Below are 16,820 nucleotides of genomic sequence, written 5' to 3'. Positions count from 1 at the left end.
TCAGTTCAAGCGGTAGGACTGGAACGTCACGTCGGTCTGCTCTGCAGGAACGCGTTCGAAGTTGGGACGAGCGGTGAGCAGCAGCGTACGAAAGGCGTGATATCCGGCGTGGGTAAAAGCGAGGGCGCGCTCATGGCTCCAGAGCACTGTCCGGCCCGTGGAGTCTCGGGAGACGAAGCACGGTCCCCGGTGATCCAGCCGCTCATCTGGAGGACCCGTCACCAACCGGATCAGCTCGATCAGCTCCTGGCGGGACAGCAGCCAGATGCTGCCTCCCCAGCCCAGGTGTACGGTGCCGTGTTCGCAGCATGCGACAAATTGGGTAGACGATTGTTCGGCGAGCAGTTCAAAACGTTGGCACATGATCTTGATTCCGGACCGTTGGGGTGCATTGATCAAAGGAAAGCTTGCGCTCACGCACCCGGACGCGGTGAATGTGCAGCGTGCTGCGGACACGGACAAGCGTGACGTCCAGCGTCGTACATTCCAGCACCTCCGCTTCACCGCTAAGCCCCAACGCCCGAACGAACAGCGCTTCCGGAGCCACGTTGACTTCACATACTTCCAGCCGCACGAAGAACCGATTCCTGAGTCCATCAGGATTGCAGATCAGCTCGGGCCAACGGCTTTGCGGCAGATCGTGTGTCCTCGAAGGCGAAGTCCGGCGTCAACAGGCGGGAGAGGCGCAGAAAGTCACCGTTGTGAAGGGTCTGGGTGAAGTCGTCCAGCAGCGTCTGCGCGCGGTGCCAGTCGGAGGGAACGGAATGGGCCATGACGCTCCTTTCTGCGGCCGGCCAGCCGCAGGCGTGTGATTCGAAAGGTTGGAGAAGAGATCAGCAAATCCGACTTATGTACTCAGGTTTAACAGGCTCTCTGCCAAACGTCAAGCTGACTGATTGGGGACGTCTTGCCGGGCTCGGGGCAATCCGAGAAGAAAATCGGCCCGGAGGGTCACATTCCAATTTCGCTGGAAGTCCTTAAACTGGACCATCTCGACTCTGGGGGTGTTGTGTTGAAGGTGAGCTTGTTCGTGACCTGCCTTGCCGACCAGTTCGGCGTGCAGGCGGCCGAATCCAGCGTGCGGCTGCTGCGCCGCTTCGGGTGCGAGGTGGTCTTTCCCGCGGCGCAGACCTGCTGTGGCCAGCCGGCCCACAACGCCGGGTACGCCCGTGAAGCGCGCACGGTCGCGCGGCATTTTCTGGAGGTGTTTGGCGAAGCCGAAGTGATCGTGGCGCCTTCCGGGTCGTGCACAGCGATGGTCCACGCGTATCCCGAGCTCTTTCGGGATGACCCGGTCCTGCATGAACAGGCGCGGCGGGTGGCCGGCAGGACGCATGAACTGACGCAGTTTCTGGTGGACGTGCTGGGAGTCAGGCATGCGGGCACTGACCTGTCGGGCCTGCGGGTGGCCTATCATGATTCCTGCCACGCTCTGCGCCATCTCGGGGTGCACGCCCAGCCACGCGCGCTGCTCTCGGCGGCGGGCGCGCAGGTGCTGGCGTGGGACGAGTCGTGCTGCGGCTTCGGAGGGCTCTTCAGCGTAAAGCTGCCCGAACTGTCGCAGGCCATGATGAACCGCAAACTGTCGAGCCTCGCGGTGGACGCCATCGGCGCGGACGTACTGTGCAGCACCGACCTCGGCTGCCTGATGCAGCTGGGCGGCGGCCTGAGCCGCGCGCACTGGGGACCGCCCGCACTGCACGTCGCGCAGCTGCTGGAGCAGGGGCCAGAAGCCCTGGCAGCGGGGCGCACGAAAGGAGGTCGCGTGTGAAAGTCGAGATTCGCCGCTTTCCAGAGGCCCACAGGCGCGCGCTGCTCAACCGCGAGGTGCGTGGCGCCACCTTTCGGGCAACCGAGAACTTCAACCTCAAGCGAGGACTGGCATACGGAGAGCTGCGCGCGCTGGACGACCTCAAGTCCTACGCGGCGGCCGTGAAGGACCACACCCTGGCGAACCTGGACCTCTACCTCGCACAGCTCACCGAGCACATCGAGCGTCTGGGCGGTCACGTGCACTTCGCCGCCGACGCGCAGGAGGCGCGCGAGATCGTCGTGCGAATCGCGCGGGAAACGAACTGCCGCAGCGCCGTGAAGTCCAAGAGCATGGTCAGCGAAGAAATCGAGCTGAACGCCGCCCTTGAGGCGGCAGGCGTGCGTCCGGTCGAAACCGACCTGGGTGAGTACATCCTGCAGCAGGAGGGAGAATTCCCTAGCCACATCATCGGCCCGGCCATTCACAAACCCAAACGGGAAGTGGACGAACTGTTCTGGCGCCTGCACGGCGTGCCGCGTGGCACGAGCGCCGACGGGCTGGCGCGCAAGGCCCGCGAAGTCATCCGTGAGGAGTTCCTGGCCGCCGACATGGGCATCAGCGGGGTGAACTTCGCGGTGGCCGAGTCGGGCAGCGTGGTGATCGTCGAGAACGAGGGCAATGCCCGCCTGACGACCTCGGCGCCGCGCGTGCACGTGGCGGTCATGGGTATCGAGAAGGTCATTCCGCGCCTCTCGGACCTGGGGGTGTTTCTCAAGCTGCTGCCCCGCGCCGCCACGGGACAGCGTGCGAGCGTGTTCGTGAGCGTCATCTCGGGACCGAAGCGGCCCGAGGAAAGCGAGGGGCCCCAGGAGTTTCACCTGGTGGTGCTGGACAATGGGCGTTCGCGCATCCTGGCCGACCCCGAGATGCGCGCTTCCCTGCGCTGCATTCGCTGTGGAGCCTGCCTGAATACCTGCCCGGTGTACCAGCAGCTGGGCGGGCACGCTTACGGCTGGGTGTACAGCGGCCCCATCGGCAGCGTGCTCGACCCCAATTTGCTGGGCCTGAAGGAAGCGGGCAGCCTGCCCTACGCCTCTACCCTGTGCGGCGCCTGCGGTGACGTGTGCCCCGTCAGAATTCCCCTGCCGCAAATGCTGGTGACGCTGCGCGGGCGCGCCGTCGAAGCGGGCCTGACCTCCAGGGGTGAGGCGCTGGCCATGCGCAGCTTCGCGCAGGTCATGACGCGCCCCCGAATCTACCGGCTGGCCAGCCGGGGGGCGCGGTTCTCGCCCTGGCGCGGCGGTCGGTTGCCACGCTTGAACCTGCCACTGCTGGCAGGCTGGCAGCTGGGACGCGACTTTCCGGCGCCTGCCCGGCAGGGTTTCCGCGATCTCTGGGCCTCACGGCTGCAATATGAGCAGGCAGAAGACGGCAGGAGCGGGGTGACCGATGGACCGTGATGAATTTCTGCAGCGCGTCCGGCAAGCGGCCGCCGCAGGCTCGACGGATCTCACACCACTGCCCCCTCCCGGGTCACCTTCCGGGAAGCGCTCGGCGCACGACCTCGCCGAGCGCTTCAAAATCGAGCACGAAGCGGTGCTGGGACGCGTCCACCTGATCTCGACCCTGCAGGAAGCGCAGCGGGTCCTGAGCGAACTGCTACAGGGGGCCCGCACCTTTGTCCGTTCACCGCACGCGCTGCTGGACGACATCGGGCTCGCGCTCGCGGCCGCTCACCTCTCCCCTGCCCCCGCCGCGCAGGCCGACGTGGGGGTGACCGGATGCGAGCTGGCGGTGGCCGCCACCGGAAGCGTCGTGCTCAGCTCGGCCTGGGGGCGGCTGGCGTCCCTGCTGCCGTACCACCACATCGTGGTACTGGACGCCTCGCAGCTGGTGGCCGACCTGGAAGACGCTTACCTGACTTTTGGTCCTCAGACCCTGCCGGGCGCCCTGGGGTTTCATACCGGCCCCAGCAAAAGCGCGGACATCGAGCAGACCATGGCCCTGGGCGTCCACGGGCCGGGGCGCACGGATGTGATCGTGCTGCGGCGCGAGTAGACAGCCCCCCAACGGCGCACCCGCGCTTCGCCCGCCCGGAATTTCGTATCGTTCAGCATGGACCCGATTCCTGCCCTGAGCGGCGAAACCATCTTTCTGGCGCGCATCCGGCGTGAAGACCTTCCCGAGATTACCCGGCACTTCTCGAACCTCGAACTCACCACGTATCTGGGCAGCTGGGGACGGGCATACAGCCTGGAAGACGAGCAGGCCTGGTATGACTCCATCAGCCGCGTACGCGCCGACGAGGTGAATTTCGGAATATACGAGCGGTCGAGCGGACGCATCGTGGGCTCGACCGGCCTGCGCGAAATCGACCATCGGCACGGCGCGGCGACCTTTGGCATCGCGATTTTCAATCCCCAGGACTGGGGCGCGGGTTTTGGCTCGCAGGCCACCCGTCTGATGGCCGCGTACGGCATGTACCATCTGAATCTCTGGAACATCGAGCTGCGCGTCTTTGCCTTCAACGAGCGCGCCATTCAGGCCTACAAAAAGGTCGGTTTTCGCGAAATCGGACGCCGCACCGGCCGGATCGTGCTGGGCGGCGAGCGCTTCGACGACGTGTACATGGAAATCACCCGTGACGAGGTGGACACCGGCGCGCTGCGCGCCCAGCTGCGACAACTGCCGGTCGGCACCAAGTGAACTCGCCGTCAAACACGCCCACAGGAGTCCTGATGCCCCAAGAATCCATAAAACCGCTGTTCATCGGCACCTACACCTCACCCTTGCCGCACGCTCCTTTTGCCAAGGGGCGCGGCATCTACGCCGCACAGTTCGATCAGGAGCGCGTCACCCTGGAAGTGCTGGGTCTGGCGGCCGAGCTGGAGCACCCCTCTTTTCTGGCGCTGCATCCCTCCAGAAAGACCGTATACGCCGCGAGCGAAGTGGACGCCGGAAGAGTCACGGCGCTCGCGGTGGACGGCGAGAACCTGCGCGAGTTGGGCAGCCAGTCCACGCAGGGCCACTTCACCGCGCACGTCAGCGTGGACCCGGCGGGACAGCGGGTGTTCGCCGCCAATTACGGCAATGGTGAAGCCTCGGTGATAGCCTTCGAGGTGCGTGAAGACGGCGCGCTGGGCGCCGAGGCCGCCCGCGCAAGCCACACTGGCCAGGGACCGAACGAGGACCGTCAGGAAGGACCGCACCCCCACTGCATCACGCCCGGCAGGGGGGGACTGATCGCCTGCGCCGCCGACCTGGGCACCGACGAGGTCGTGCTGTACAGCCTGCAGGAAGGGGCCTTGCTCAAGCGCCTCGCGGCGGCCAGGGTGCCGGGCGGTTCAGGGCCCCGGCACCTGGTGTTTCACCCGGGGGGCCAGCTGGTCTTCTGCACCCTGGAGCTCGCGGGCGCGGCCGCCAGCCTGCGGCTGAGCACACCCGAAGAAAACTCGCCCGCCGACTTGCTGGTGCAATACGTCACCCCCGCCCATCCCCGGGAGCGGGTGATCGCCTCCGAGTTGCAGCTCAGCCCGGACGGCCGCTTTCTGTACGTTTCGACGCGTGAGAACGACGCCATCGCGGTCTTCGAGGTGGACGAGGCCACGGGCGCGCTGGGCTGGCTGGGCAGTCACTCCACGCGCGGCAGGACGCCAAGGCACTTCACGCTGTCACCGAATGGCGCCTTCCTGCTGGTCGGCAACCTGGACAGCGACAGCGTGACGGTCTTCGCGCGCCACCCCAGCACGGGCCGCCTGGAAGAGGCGGCCCTGGTGGCGTGCCCGACGCCCGCCTGCCTGGCCTTCTGAGTGCTTTACCCGGGCCCTTTCACCCCGGCGCTCTCGTTCAGAACTTCGCGCAGTACGGCCACACCTTCCTTGATCTCGGTCAAGCTGAGGGCCCCGTAGCCGAGCAGCAGCGCTTCTCGCTGAACGGGACCGAGGTAGTACGAATCGAGCGGAGAAAGGTGCACGCCGCGCGCTGCACAGGCTGCCGCGACCGTCCGGGCGCTCAGCGGAGATTGGAGTTCCAGGCAGGCGTGCAGACCGGCCTCGATGCCGGTCAGCCGCGCGGTGGGTTCCAGCGGGCGCAGCTCCTGCGTGAGCACCTCCCGCTTGGCGGCGTAGACCCGCCGCATGCGCCGCACGTGGCGCTCCAGGCTGCCCTGCGCGATAAAGGCAGCCAGGGCGCGTTGCAACGGCCAGGGGTCGTGGCGGTCGGCCAGGGTTTTCTCGCGGATCACGCGGGCGCTCAGGGCGGGCGGAGCAACCAGGTAGCCCAGCCGCACGGCGGGCATCAGCACCTTGCTGAGGGTGCCCATGTAGACGACGCGCGTGCGGTCCAGAGACGCCAGGGTCGGCAAGGGAGGGGCGCCGTAGCGAAACTCGCTGTCGTAGTCGTCCTCGACGATCAGCACGTCGTTGCGCTCGGCCCAGGCGAGCAGCGCCAGTCGGCGGGCCACCGGCAGGCGCGAGCCGAGCGGGTACTGGTGCGAAGGCGTGCAGTAGAGCATCAGGGGTGCCCCGTGTCCTTCGGGCAGCTCCTCGACGCGCAACCCGTCGTCATCGACGTTCACGGGCATCACGCCTGCGCCGTGCAGTCCCAGCACCTGGCGGGCAAAACGGTAGCCAGGCTCCTCGAAGGCCACCCGGTCTCCTTCACGCAACACGGCGCGCGCCAGCAGGTTGAGACCCTGCGCCGCGCCGGTCGTCACGATCAGGTCGTCCGGCGCGGTCGGCAGCCCGCGTGAACGCGTCAGAAAGCCGGCCAGGGTGCTGCGCAGTTCGACTTCGCCGCGAGCGTCGCCGTAATCGCACGGTGGCACGCCCTGCAGCATGTCGCGCCAGGCCCGGCGCCAGGCATCCTGATCGAGCTCGCGCACCGAGGGCTGCCCCAGGCGGAAATGAATGCCGGGCGCGCTGGGCGGGCCGTCGGCGGCCACCGGGTCCGGCTCGCCGCGCAGCCAGCGCGATGTCTCACCGGGTACGGACGCGCGGGTCCCACGAGGTCCGGTTGGCGGCGAAGCGGCCATCACCCGGGTTCCCGAACCGTGCCGGGATTCGAGGTAGCCCTCGGCGTGCAACTCAGCGTAAGCCTCGACCACCGCGCCGCGCGCCACCCCCAGCTCACGGCTGAGCGCGCGCGTGGAAGGCAGCGGCGCGCTTCTGGCAAGGCGCCCGTCCAGAATCGCGGCGCGCAGCTGACGCGCGATCTGGCGGTGCAGCGCTTCAGTGCCGCGCTCCAGCTGCAGCAACACGGGCAGCTCGGCCCGACTGCCGGGCAGGGTATTTGCAAGTGGTTCGGGCATTTCGGAATGGAGTGGTACTTTTGGGGGGGCCACTGGATTTTCTAGCTTAAAGCATGAGCACACCAGGCACCACTGACACCCTGCATCAGGTCCGGCTGTCTCAGGCACTGCAGCGCCTTCCAGGCCAAGGCGGGGAACGCTTCGCCACGGTCTTCGAACGGGGCTCATTGAGCGTGGAGGTCTACGCGCCGCGCGGCGTGGACCGCCAGACGCCCCATACCCGTGATGAGGTCTATATCGTCGCCTGCGGACAGGGCCACTTCGAGTGCAACGGGGAGCGTGTCAGCTTTCAGGCGGGTGACTTTCTCTTCGCGCCCGCCTTTGCGCCGCACCGCTTCGTGGACTTCACGGACGACCTGGTGGTGTGGGTGCTGTTCTACGGACCGCCGGGCGGGGAGAACGCACCGGTCACCACCCCGTTCACGGCCATGGATCTGCCATGAGCTATTACGACCTCAGCGTGCATCCACCCAACCGGTCCCGCCGCCCGCAGAACCGCCGCGACGACGCGTGGATTCGGGCATTTCTGCACTCGGCGCCGATTGGCCGTGTCGCCACGCGTTGGGGCGAGCAGCCTTTTGTCACCCCGACAACCTTCTGGTACGACGAGACACAGCACGAGGTCATCTTTCACTCCAACGTGGTGGGCCGCGTACGTGCCAACAGCGAGCAACACCAGCAGGTGTGCATCGAAGCGTCCGAGATGGGCGCGCTGCTGCCTTCCAACGATCCGGTGGAATTGTCCGTGCAGTACCGCAGCGTCATGGTCTTCGGGCGCATACGGCTGCTGGAGGGTGAAGCGGCACGTACAGCGCTGTACGCCTTGATGCGCAAGTACTTTCCAGAACTCCGCCCCGGCGTGGAGTGCCGCCCGATTCCGGACGCCGACCTCCGGCATACCAGCGTGTACGCCGTGAGCATCGACGGTTGGAGCGGCAAGGAGAACTGGCCGGAACGTGCACAGCAGACCGAGGACTGGCCTGCCCTGCCACCGGGCGCGAACCCGGCAATGGTGGCCGGGGCGAAGCAGCACTGAAGCCCGAGGGGTAGACTGAAGCATTCGCGAGCCCCGCCTGGGGCTCGCTCACAAGGGGGAAGCATGACCGCAACGCAGACAAACTGGCTCGAAGTGGAAAACACGCTGGACAGCGGCGTGTACAACAAGCACGCCGTGGTGATGGTACGCGCCGAGGGCGCCAGGGTGTGGGACAGCGAAGGACGCGAGTACATCGACTGTGTCGCGGGCTACGGCGTGGCCAACGTCGGGCACAGCAATCCGGAAGTCGTCCGGGCCGTGCAGGAGCAGGCCGCCAGGTTGATGGTGATGCCGCAGACCCTGCCCAACGACCAGCGCGCCGAGTTTCTGCAGGAACTGGTGAGCGTGCTGCCGCAGGGCCTGGAGCGCGTATTTTTGTGCAACAGCGGCACCGAGGCAATGGAAGCGGCCAAGAAGTTCGCCATCACCGCCACGGGCCGTTACAAGTTCGTTTCGATGAAGCGCGGCTTTTCGGGCCGCACGCTGGGCGCGCTGGCGTTCACCTGGGAACCCAAGTACCGCGAGCCCTTTGGCAGCGCCGTCGATGACGCACAGGTCACGTTCGTCACCTACGGCAGCGTCGAGGAACTGCGCGCCGCCGTCACCGAGGACATCGCCGCCGTCATTCTGGAACCCGTGCAGGGCGAGGGTGGCGTGCGCCCGGCCGACGCCGAGTTTCTGCGCGCTGCGCGTGAAATCACCCGCGAAAAGGGCGCTCTGCTGATTCTCGACGAAATCCAGACCGGCTTTTGCCGCACCGGCAAGATGTTTGCCATGGAGCACGCGGACGTGGTGCCCGACGGCGTGACGCTCGCCAAGGCCATGGCGGGTGGGGTCCCCATCGGCGCTTTTGTCATGAGCGCCGACGTGGCGAACAAGATGCCCAAGGGCGGGCACGGCACGACCTTCGGCGGCAATCCGCTCGCCATGGCCGCCGGCATCGCCGCGATCCGCTTCATGAAGCGCGAGAAGCTCTGGGAGCAGGCCGCCGAGAAGGGCGCCTACTTTATGCAGAAACTGCGCGCCATTGAGAGTTCCAAGATTCGCGAAGTGCGCGGTCAGGGCCTGATGATCGGCGTGGAACTCAAGGAGAAGAGCGCGCCCTACATCGCGGCGCTGGAGCACGACGAAGCGGTGCTGACTTTGCAGGCCACGCCACTGGTGGTGCGTTTCCTGCCACCCCTCACGATCAGCTACGAGCAGATCGACCGGGCAGTGGAGGCGTTCGCGCGCGTGCTGCAAAGCGTCAATCCACGTGAGGTCGCCGCCGGCGTGGTGAAAGAAGAAAAACAGACCGAGTAAGCCACGTCTGACCACAGGTGCCAATGAGAAGCCGGACGCGTCCGGCTTCTTCTTTGCCGGATATGAGGCCCTGAGTTTTGTGCCGCCCTCGCTAGATTAAAGGCATGGAAGTTCAGATCTTTGGCCTGAAAAAATCGAGCAGCACCCGCGCCGCCGAGCGGTTTTTCAAGGAGCGGCGGGTCAAGATTCATTTTGTCGACCTTCGGGAGCGCCCCATCGCCAAAGGAGAATTGGCGCGCTTCACCCAGAAGTTCGGTCTGACCGCCCTGCTGGACGTCGAAGGCCAGGCCTATGAAAAACTCAACCTGCCGTACCTGCGTCTTTCGGAAGAAGGGCTGATGCAGCGCGCCATCACGCATCCGGAGATTCTGCGACTGCCCCTGGTGCGTCTGGGCAAGCACCTGAGTTATGGGCAGAACCCGGAGGCTTGGGCGGCGATGGTGCAGGGATGAAGGGCAGGCCATCCGCCACTACATTCAGGACGGCGATCTGACGAAATCAGCTGTTCCAGGGGCCATAGCGTCCGATGGCCCACATCATCAACGCCAGCGCCGCGAAACGGAAAGAGACGGTCGAGGCGCCGATGGCGAGCTTGTACACGGCAAGGGCCACACACAGCGCGGCGATGAACCAGAACAGCAAGGTGGCAAGCAGACTTCGGGACACCTCTTCAGGGTAGGAGGCCCGTCTGCTGTTCGTCTGAGGATGACCCCAGTCTGACCCCCAGCAAACCTTGGGAAGCGCTTTCCCAACGGCAAAAGTTGTCTAGTCCGGTCATGCTAACGTGAATCATGTCGACTCAGGAGCCCTCACCGCCATCCGACTCGCCTGCGCCGCGTCGCCCGACGCTCTATTGGGAATACATCAAGGTCGAGGAACTGCTCGCCTTGCAAAGTGGCCTTTCGGACACCGACGCGCGACTGAGCAACGACGAGGTGATGTTCATCGTCGTGCACCAGGTGGACGAGCTGTGGTTCAAGCTGGTGTTGCGTGAACTGGTCACCGTGCGTGATCTCTTCTCGCAGCCGCACGTGCCCGAAACCGCACTCGCCAGCGCCGTGCGTTCCCTGCGGCGGGTGGTGGTGCTCTTTTCACAGCTCAGCAATCATTTCGAACTGATGGAAACCCTCACCACCCGCGATTACCTGGCGTTTCGTGACAAGCTGTCACCGGCCAGCGGCTTTCAGAGTGCGCAGCTGCGCGAAATCGAGGTACTGCTGGGCCTGAATGACGACGAGCGTATTCCGCTCGGGCACGAGGGCAGCTATCAGGCAGCCCTGAAACACCCCGGCGGCGAGCCTTCCCCGGCCCTGGCACGCCTCAAGGCGCGCCTTGACGAAAGCGTCACCCTACACTCGGCCCTCAATGACTGGCTCTACCGCACACCGATTCAGGGCTCGACTCCAGACCAGACGCAGGACGAGACGGTAGTAGACACCTTTCTGAACGAGTACCTGCAGGCCGTCGAGCGCGAAGGAAAGAACTTTACAGTGCTCGCCATGCGTGACGCCCTCACCCCGCAGGATCAGGAGCGGCTGCAATTGCGCCACGAGCGCGGCATGGCAAGCGCGCGCGCCTTTCTGCATGCCGAGGACGTAACTGCACCGATGCGCCCACGTGAAAAACGACTGCGCGCCGCGCTGGTGTTCATCGAAAGTTACCGTGAATTGCCCCTCTTGTCCTGGCCACGCGAGGTGGTCGACGCCCTGGTCGCGATGGAGCAGGCCATGCTGGTCTTTCGCCAGCGTCACGCGCGCATGGTGGAGCGGGTCATCGGGCGCCGCACGGGCACGGGCGGCTCGGCGGGCGTCGATTACCTCGATCAGACAGCCCTGACCTACCGGGTTTTCAAGAACCTCTGGGCAGTGCGGACATTGCTGCTGCGCGAAGAGGCACTGCCCGCACTGCGGCACGCCGAACGCTACGAAGTCCGCGTCGAATCCTGAGGCAGGGTGGTCGCTTGCTCAAGCAATACGTCAGCATGTCGTCAGTCGCGCCGCGCACACTGAGAGCATGAAGAACCTCCTGATCGCCACCAGCCTGCTGCTGGGCCTGAGCGTCGCCGCAGCCCAGGCGCGCATCACGCCACAGAGCATTATTGTCAATCCGGCGCCCGCCGACCTCAAGGTGCAGGTGTGGGTGGATCGCGACCAGAGCGGCAACGGCACGCCCAACTACGCGGTTGGTGATCGCATCCGCATCTACACCAGCGTGACCGATGACGCCTACGTCTACCTGTTCAACGTCAATCCCGACGGCAGCGTCGACCAGATTCTGCCCAACCGCTACGCCAGCGGCGCCAACTTCGTGAAGGCCAACACCGTGAAGGTGTTCCCTGCCACGCAGGACCGCTTCACCTTCGATATCGCGGCACCCTACGGCGTGAACAAGGTGCTGGCGCTGGCCTCCAAAACGCAGCTGAACTTGAACCAGATCAGCTCGTTTCAGAACAACGAAGCTTTTGCCACCGTGAACGTGCGGGGGCAGGAGAACTTCGCGCAGGCCCTCTCGATTGTGGTGAATCCCGTTCCGCGCAACAGCTGGATCACCGACGTGGCCTACTACAATGTGGCCGGCGCTGGCAGCTACGGCAACCAGCCCACCACGGTGGTCGTATCGCAGCCCGCGCCACGGACGGGGGCCATCATCAACATCGACATCACCATCCGGCCCTTCACGGGCGCGCAGAACGTGCAGACGTACAACGAGAACGCCGGCTGGCGCAGCGAATTCAGCTCGAATGCACGGCTGGACGGGGTGTACGCGTATTACGAGGGCGAGCTGAAGGCCCAGGGCTACCGCCTCGCGGAGCGCAAGACACGCGGTAACCAGATCGAAGGCCGCTACGCCCGCGGCACGGAAGAAACCAAGCTGAAGGTCAAGCAGACCGGTTCCCGCTTCGAAGTGTCCGTCGAACGCGAACGCTGAGCAACGTAAAAAGAGAGCCGGGACCTTGGGTCCCGGCTCTCTTTTTATGCTTGGCTCTGCCCTCAGCCGGCGCGCTTAAGCTTTCCGGTGCGCTTGGCCCAGGTTTCCGCCTGGCTGAACACAAAAAGCCCGAGCGGAATGGTCACCAGACCGAACACGGCCAGAATGCCCAGTTCCGGCAGCACGGCCGCAAGTCCCACGCCCGACACGATGTCGCTGCCTTCTCCGTTGGTACCCAGAATTTTTCGGCAGGCTTCCAGGGCGTACGTCGCCGGACTGAGGTAGGACACTGGCTGCAGCCAGGCGGGCAGCACGCTCACCGGGTAATACACCCCGCTGATCAGCAAAAACACTGCCTGAATGATGTTGGTGGCCTGCGCACCGTTTTCGGTGCTCATGACTGGCAGCACCGCGGCCATCAGACCGATGCCCAAAAAGCCCAGCGACGCCACCAGAAACACCGCCAGGCATTCCAGCAGCGCCACCGGACTCGCCTGCACCCTCGTGAAGAACACCAGAAAGCCGAACACCAGAAAACAGCGCAGCAGCGCGTAGCCGCCTGCAAAGAGGCTCACCCCTACCAGGTGGGTCAGGCGTGATACGGGCGCCATGAAGGTGTACTCGATGGTGCCCTCCCAGCGTTCGTAACTGATGCTGTTGGCAATTTCTCCGAACAGACGCGACAGAAAAGACCACATCACCGCACCCAGGATCAGGGTGAGGGTGAGGCGCGGATTGTTTGCCGCCACACCGATCAGCACGATGGCCGCCGCGCCGACCATGTCATAGAAGGTGAACACGAAGACCCAGGAGAAATACCGTCGGGTCAGGTGGTAATCGCGAAAGACGAATGCCCCGATGGCGCGCCACGCGGCCAGCAGGCCTGACGCGGGTTTCTGAGGTGGGGTGTGGTCTGGCAGTGATGCGGGAGGCGTGGTCATGTTTTCTCCTCGACTTCCTTGATGAAGTCGTCCCCGGCGAGTTCCAAGAAGGCGTCCTCGAGCGTCGCGCCCGGTCCGATGCGCGCCTTGAGTTCGCTGGCAGTGCCCTGTGCCACGAACTTCCCGCCCTGAATGAAAGCGATGCGGTCACACAGCCGCTCAGCCTCGGGCATGTCGTGGGTGGTGAGGATGATGGTGGCGTCATGCTGGTCACGCAGCTCCAGCACGAACTCCTGCACGTCACGACGCGACTTGGGATCAAGTCCGGTGGTGGGTTCGTCGAGCAGCACGATGATGGGCGCAGTCAGAAAGGCACGCGCGATGGCCACTTTCTGCTGCATGCCGCGCGACATCTCCTCCAGCGGTTCGTAAAAGGCCTTGTCGCGCAGACCCAGACGGCGCAGAATGGCCAGGGCGCGGGCTTCGGCCTCGGCGGCGTTCAGGCCGTAGAGCCGCGCAGAGTACAGCAGATTCTCGCGTGGCGAGAGCTTCTTGTAGAACGCAGCGTCCACGGACACGCGGTTGAGCATCCGGCGCAGCTTGGCCTCGTCCTTGCGCAGGTCGAGGCCGAACATCCTGACTTGACCACCGTCGGGAATCAGCAGGGTCGAAATCGCACGAATCAGGGTGCTTTTGCCACTGCCGTTGGGACCGAGCACGCCGAAGATTTCACCGCGGTTCACCTCGAAACTGACGCCGTCGACGGCCGGAAGCGTCTGCATCCTGGGTCTGAGCAGGGTACCACCGACCCGCTTGGCAAAGGTCATGCGCAGGTTGCTGACCGAAATGGCGGTCTCATTGCGGTCAAACGTCACGTTGGGCTCTGGAGCAACAAGGGTCATGCATTCTCCTGGCAAAAGCACAAAAAAATCCCGACCTTGGCCGGAACAAACAGGTCACAGCGCCGTGGGGCAGCTCGACAATCACATCAACGAAGCGTTGGCGTTATTTATCTTCATGAGCGTGCTCCTTATGCAGTCAGCATAAAAGTCATGCCCGTGGAGTGCAAGCGGCTAAGCCATGACGCCTAAGTCGCTCTTCGCGTCTTCGTGTAAGAACTTCGCCCAAGCTTGCCAGAAGATGGCGGGCCGGGCGCCCCGCTTTACACTGAAGCATGCGCCTTTTGAGCCTCGCCCTGCTGTTGTCGTGCGGCGCGTCTGCCGCCCCTGTAAAAGTGACCTTCTGGCATTCTATGGACGGCTCGAGGGATCTCGTGCAGCGCCTTGTGAACGACTTCAACCGCTCGCAAAGCCAGTATGAAGTCACGCCCGTGCTGGCCGGAGATTACCGGGAAGCCCCAGGCAAGCTGGACGCCGCGATCCGCAGCAAGACCGCTCCCGCGCTGTTTCAGGCCGAATTGACGTACTTTCCGAAACTGGTGGCCGAAAACCGCCTGGCGAATCTGGACCGTTTCGCGAATTCCCTTCCGGCCGAAACCGTCCGTGATTTCTATCCGGCAGTCTGGGCCTACGGTGAGATGAACGGCAAGCGCTTCGGACTGCCCTGGAACGTCAGCACCCCGGCGCTGTTTTACAACGCGCGTGCCCTGAGACGCGTGAACGTGGCGCCGCCCAAGACTTATGCCGAACTCGAAAGCACTGCCAAAGCCCTCAGCGGACGTGGTAAACGGGGCTTTGTGGCGGTGGCCGAAGCGTGGACCTTCGAGCAGATCGTCGCAGCGCACGGCGGCAGCGTCGTCAAGGACGGCGCGCCCAACTTCACCTCGCCCGAGGTGGTCACCAGCCTGGAACTGCTCGCCCGCATGACACGCGGTGGCACCGCCTCGGCGTACACGGTCAGCGACGCTACGCGCGCCGCCGTGGACTTCGTGCGCGGCATTGACAGCATGGCCGTGGCCAGCGTCGCCAACTGGACCGACCTCGGGCGGCTCGGAATTTTCATCGAGGTCGGCGCCGCCCCCGTCCCCTGCGCGGTCAAGTGCGCGGTGCCGTTCGGCGGAGCGCAGCTGGTCGTCCTCAACTCGGCAAGCGTTGAGGAGCAGGCGGGCGCCTTTGCCTTCTGGCAGTTTCTGATGCAACCCAAAAACCTGCAAAGCTGGGTCGAAGGTACGCTGTACCTGCCGCCCCGCAAGAGCGTGCAACCCCTGCTGAGCGACTTTTTCAAGCAGAATCCGCAACGCGCCGCCATCTTCGCGCAACTCGACCACGCGGTGTCCCGGCCGCGCGTGGCGCAATACGACACCTGGCGCGGCTTTCTGGAAGAAGCCATCACCAAAACCATCAAAGGAGGCGCCCTGGCCCGCGAAGCCCTGGAAGAAGCCCAGCGTCGTGCACTGAGCGCAAAGTAACACCGTTTACCAGCGTGATCATTGGGCGCCTCATTGCGCCGAGCGCCGGAAGAAGTCGCGCAGCCGCTCGAAGAGCGAGGGGCTGGGCGGTTCGATGTTGGCCGCGAGGTACGCTTCGGCGGCTTTCCACATCAAGGGTGTGCTGGTGTGCCCCAGATCCCCGTAAACGAGCAGCACGTCCTGATCGCGCAGGTCACCCAGCTGCGCGCCGGGAGCTTCGCCATCGCAGCGCCGCCAGGGCTTGTCCGGCAACGCTCCGGGCGTGCCGTCCTTGTTCTGGCGCACCTCAGTCACCTCACGTCCGGCGGCGCGGCGGGCATCACGCACCGCGCAACTCTGCTGCAGGGGAATCAAGGGATCGTTGCCGGCAGCGACGGTCAGCAGGGGGGCCTGCAGCTGAGAGACCGCCTGCATCGGGCGGCGCTCCTCGTACGTGGCGCTGATTTTGCGGTAAGGACCGCCCAGCAGTGCCTCCCAGCGCGCCACTGCGTCCGGGCGGGTGGGACGCAGCAAATCGAGCTGTTCGGCAAAATTGGTAGGTGAGAGCAGCGTCACGACCGCCCGCACGTCCCCTTCTCGCGCGGCGGCCTTGACGGCGATGCAGCCTCCCAGACTGACCCCCAGGTACGCGACGCGGCGCGCATCAGTCCGGTAGCGTTCCTGCACCAGGTCACGCAGCGTCTGCACGTCGTCCACTTCACGGCCGCACACCTCGGGTTTGCCTTCGCTGCCACCCTGGCCGCGCAGTGCGCTCGCCGCCACCACATATCCCAGGCGCGCGAACCGGCGGCAGTTATTTTTGTCCACCGGCGAATCCAGGCCGCCGTGCACCATGTTCAGCAGGGGCCGCCCGGCCTGCCCGTCAGGGCGGCACACGATTCCCCGGATCCTCAGCCCATCCACCTGATAATCAAAGCCTTCAACGAGGACCGCCGCCGGTCTGGGTGCGGGCGCAGCCGCCTGGGCAGGAGCCGCTTTTGCTTTTCCCGGCACCGTCTGGGCCAGGGCCGTGTTGACCTCGCCGCTCCCCACAATCAACAGAGCCAGCATCAAGAACCCCACGACGCGGTGAGAGGGTGAACTTCTCAAGTTGACAGGCGACTTCATTTCTTGTTTATTTTCCGACACAGAAGTTGGCGAAGATGCCGTCAAGTATATCCTCGCTCACATCACGCCCACTGATCTCCGCCAGGGCGCGGAGCGCGAGTTCCAGTTCATAAGAAGCCAGGTCGTCCGGCAGGACC

Annotated in this window: 20 protein-coding genes (1 of these 20 cut by a window edge); 12 read left to right on the top strand and 8 right to left on the bottom strand. The window is 64.9% G+C overall.

Features of this window, described 5'->3' with window-relative positions; all coding sequences use genetic code 11:
* Entirely contained in the window at positions 1–363 is a 363-nt protein-coding gene (locus tag DEIPE_RS13400) for a hypothetical protein (RefSeq protein ID WP_015236511.1), read from the bottom strand.
* A gap of 233 nt (positions 364–596) precedes the next feature.
* Positions 597–773: a hypothetical protein gene (locus tag DEIPE_RS24075; protein ID WP_015236510.1), complete on the bottom strand. Its 177-nt coding sequence runs from the start codon at positions 771–773 to the stop codon at positions 597–599.
* A gap of 257 nt (positions 774–1,030) precedes the next feature.
* Here DEIPE_RS24075 and DEIPE_RS13395 point away from each other — a divergent pair, with 257 nt between their 5' ends.
* From DEIPE_RS13395 to DEIPE_RS13375, 5 genes are read left to right on the top strand one after another with little or no spacing between them, the layout of a single operon-like run.
* Entirely contained in the window at positions 1,031–1,771 is a 741-nt protein-coding gene (locus DEIPE_RS13395) for a (Fe-S)-binding protein (RefSeq protein ID WP_217218445.1), read from the top strand.
* The gene (locus DEIPE_RS13390; RefSeq protein ID WP_015236508.1) at positions 1,768–3,213 is read left to right on the top strand and encodes a LutB/LldF family L-lactate oxidation iron-sulfur protein; all 1,446 of its coding nucleotides are present in this window, start codon (positions 1,768–1,770) and stop codon (positions 3,211–3,213) included. The genes DEIPE_RS13395 and DEIPE_RS13390 overlap by 4 nt, the downstream gene beginning before the upstream one ends.
* Positions 3,203–3,811 carry a LutC/YkgG family protein gene (locus DEIPE_RS22365; RefSeq protein WP_015236507.1) on the top strand — a complete coding sequence of 203 codons (609 nt, stop codon included), beginning with the start codon at positions 3,203–3,205 and terminating at the stop codon, positions 3,809–3,811. The genes DEIPE_RS13390 and DEIPE_RS22365 overlap by 11 nt, the downstream gene beginning before the upstream one ends.
* A 57-nt stretch (positions 3,812–3,868) precedes the next feature.
* Positions 3,869–4,459, top strand: coding sequence for a GNAT family N-acetyltransferase (locus DEIPE_RS13380; RefSeq protein ID WP_015236506.1), 591 nt, complete (start codon positions 3,869–3,871; stop codon positions 4,457–4,459).
* Positions 4,460–4,491: 32 nt separating this feature from the next.
* On the top strand, positions 4,492–5,562 hold the full coding sequence (locus DEIPE_RS13375) for a lactonase family protein (RefSeq protein ID WP_015236505.1): 1,071 nt from the start codon (positions 4,492–4,494) through the stop codon (positions 5,560–5,562).
* Positions 5,563–5,567: 5 nt separating this feature from the next.
* Here the strand turns inward: DEIPE_RS13375 and pdxR are convergent, their stop codons facing one another.
* Positions 5,568–7,061 carry a MocR-like pyridoxine biosynthesis transcription factor PdxR gene (gene pdxR, locus DEIPE_RS13370; protein WP_015236504.1) on the bottom strand — a complete coding sequence of 498 codons (1,494 nt, stop codon included), beginning with the start codon at positions 7,059–7,061 and terminating at the stop codon, positions 5,568–5,570.
* A gap of 53 nt (positions 7,062–7,114) precedes the next feature.
* On the opposite strand from pdxR, the gene DEIPE_RS13365 reads away from it, so the two are divergent.
* The 4 genes from DEIPE_RS13365 to DEIPE_RS13350 all read left to right on the top strand — a co-directional run bounded on the left by DEIPE_RS13365 (position 7,115) and on the right by DEIPE_RS13350 (position 9,851).
* The gene (locus DEIPE_RS13365; protein WP_015236503.1) at positions 7,115–7,504 is read left to right on the top strand and encodes a cupin domain-containing protein; all 390 of its coding nucleotides are present in this window, start codon (positions 7,115–7,117) and stop codon (positions 7,502–7,504) included.
* Entirely contained in the window at positions 7,501–8,097 is a 597-nt protein-coding gene (locus DEIPE_RS13360; protein WP_015236502.1) for a pyridoxamine 5'-phosphate oxidase family protein, read from the top strand. The genes DEIPE_RS13365 and DEIPE_RS13360 overlap by 4 nt, the downstream gene beginning before the upstream one ends.
* Before the next feature lie 63 nt (positions 8,098–8,160).
* Complete coding sequence (locus DEIPE_RS13355) at positions 8,161–9,399, top strand: aspartate aminotransferase family protein (protein ID WP_015236501.1); 1,239 nt, start codon at positions 8,161–8,163, stop codon at positions 9,397–9,399.
* Positions 9,400–9,503: 104 nt separating this feature from the next.
* On the top strand, positions 9,504–9,851 hold the full coding sequence (locus tag DEIPE_RS13350) for an ArsC/Spx/MgsR family protein (RefSeq protein WP_015236500.1): 348 nt from the start codon (positions 9,504–9,506) through the stop codon (positions 9,849–9,851).
* A gap of 46 nt (positions 9,852–9,897) precedes the next feature.
* Here the strand turns inward: DEIPE_RS13350 and DEIPE_RS24070 are convergent, their stop codons facing one another.
* The gene (locus DEIPE_RS24070; protein ID WP_015236499.1) at positions 9,898–10,065 is read right to left on the bottom strand and encodes a hypothetical protein; all 168 of its coding nucleotides are present in this window, start codon (positions 10,063–10,065) and stop codon (positions 9,898–9,900) included.
* A 125-nt stretch (positions 10,066–10,190) separates the two neighbouring features.
* Between DEIPE_RS24070 and DEIPE_RS13345 the strand changes: the two genes are divergently transcribed.
* Both DEIPE_RS13345 and DEIPE_RS13340 read left to right on the top strand, forming a co-directional pair.
* The gene (locus tag DEIPE_RS13345; protein WP_015236498.1) at positions 10,191–11,345 is read left to right on the top strand and encodes a tryptophan 2,3-dioxygenase family protein; all 1,155 of its coding nucleotides are present in this window, start codon (positions 10,191–10,193) and stop codon (positions 11,343–11,345) included.
* 67 nt (positions 11,346–11,412) lie between these two features.
* Positions 11,413–12,327 (top strand): DUF4384 domain-containing protein, encoded by a 915-nt coding sequence (locus DEIPE_RS13340; RefSeq protein ID WP_015236497.1) that lies wholly within the window; start codon positions 11,413–11,415, stop codon positions 12,325–12,327.
* A 62-nt stretch (positions 12,328–12,389) separates the two neighbouring features.
* Here the strand turns inward: DEIPE_RS13340 and DEIPE_RS13335 are convergent, their stop codons facing one another.
* Both DEIPE_RS13335 and DEIPE_RS13330 read right to left on the bottom strand, forming a co-directional pair.
* Positions 12,390–13,268, bottom strand: a complete 879-nt coding sequence (locus tag DEIPE_RS13335; RefSeq protein ID WP_015236496.1) for an ABC transporter permease — start codon at positions 13,266–13,268, stop codon at positions 12,390–12,392.
* Positions 13,265–14,110, bottom strand: coding sequence for an ABC transporter ATP-binding protein (locus DEIPE_RS13330; RefSeq protein WP_015236495.1), 846 nt, complete (start codon positions 14,108–14,110; stop codon positions 13,265–13,267). Before DEIPE_RS13330 ends, DEIPE_RS13335 begins: the two co-directional genes overlap by 4 nt.
* Positions 14,111–14,481: 371 nt before the next feature.
* On the opposite strand from DEIPE_RS13330, the gene DEIPE_RS13325 reads away from it, so the two are divergent.
* Positions 14,482–15,576 carry an ABC transporter substrate-binding protein gene (locus tag DEIPE_RS13325; RefSeq protein WP_245557538.1) on the top strand — a complete coding sequence of 365 codons (1,095 nt, stop codon included), beginning with the start codon at positions 14,482–14,484 and terminating at the stop codon, positions 15,574–15,576.
* A gap of 30 nt (positions 15,577–15,606) precedes the next feature.
* Here DEIPE_RS13325 and DEIPE_RS13320 read toward each other — a convergent pair whose 3' ends face one another.
* Positions 15,607–16,626, bottom strand: a complete 1,020-nt coding sequence (locus DEIPE_RS13320) for an alpha/beta hydrolase family protein (RefSeq protein WP_015236493.1) — start codon at positions 16,624–16,626, stop codon at positions 15,607–15,609.
* 64 nt (positions 16,627–16,690) lie between these two features.
* A protein-coding gene (gene mnmE, locus DEIPE_RS13315) for a tRNA uridine-5-carboxymethylaminomethyl(34) synthesis GTPase MnmE (protein WP_015236492.1) crosses the window boundary here: on the bottom strand, positions 16,691–16,820 show its 3' portion. It continues 1,190 nt past the right edge of the window; 130 of the gene's 1,320 nt are visible here — the last part of the coding sequence; its start codon lies off the right edge, out of view — the gene reads right to left on this strand; it ends in the stop codon at positions 16,691–16,693.

This window comes from Deinococcus peraridilitoris DSM 19664, from assembly GCF_000317835.1.
Lineage (GTDB): Bacteria > Deinococcota > Deinococci > Deinococcales > Deinococcaceae > Deinococcus_A > Deinococcus_A peraridilitoris.
The sequence above is the reverse complement of the archived record's forward strand: the minus strand, read 5'-3'. Positions and strand labels throughout refer to the sequence as shown.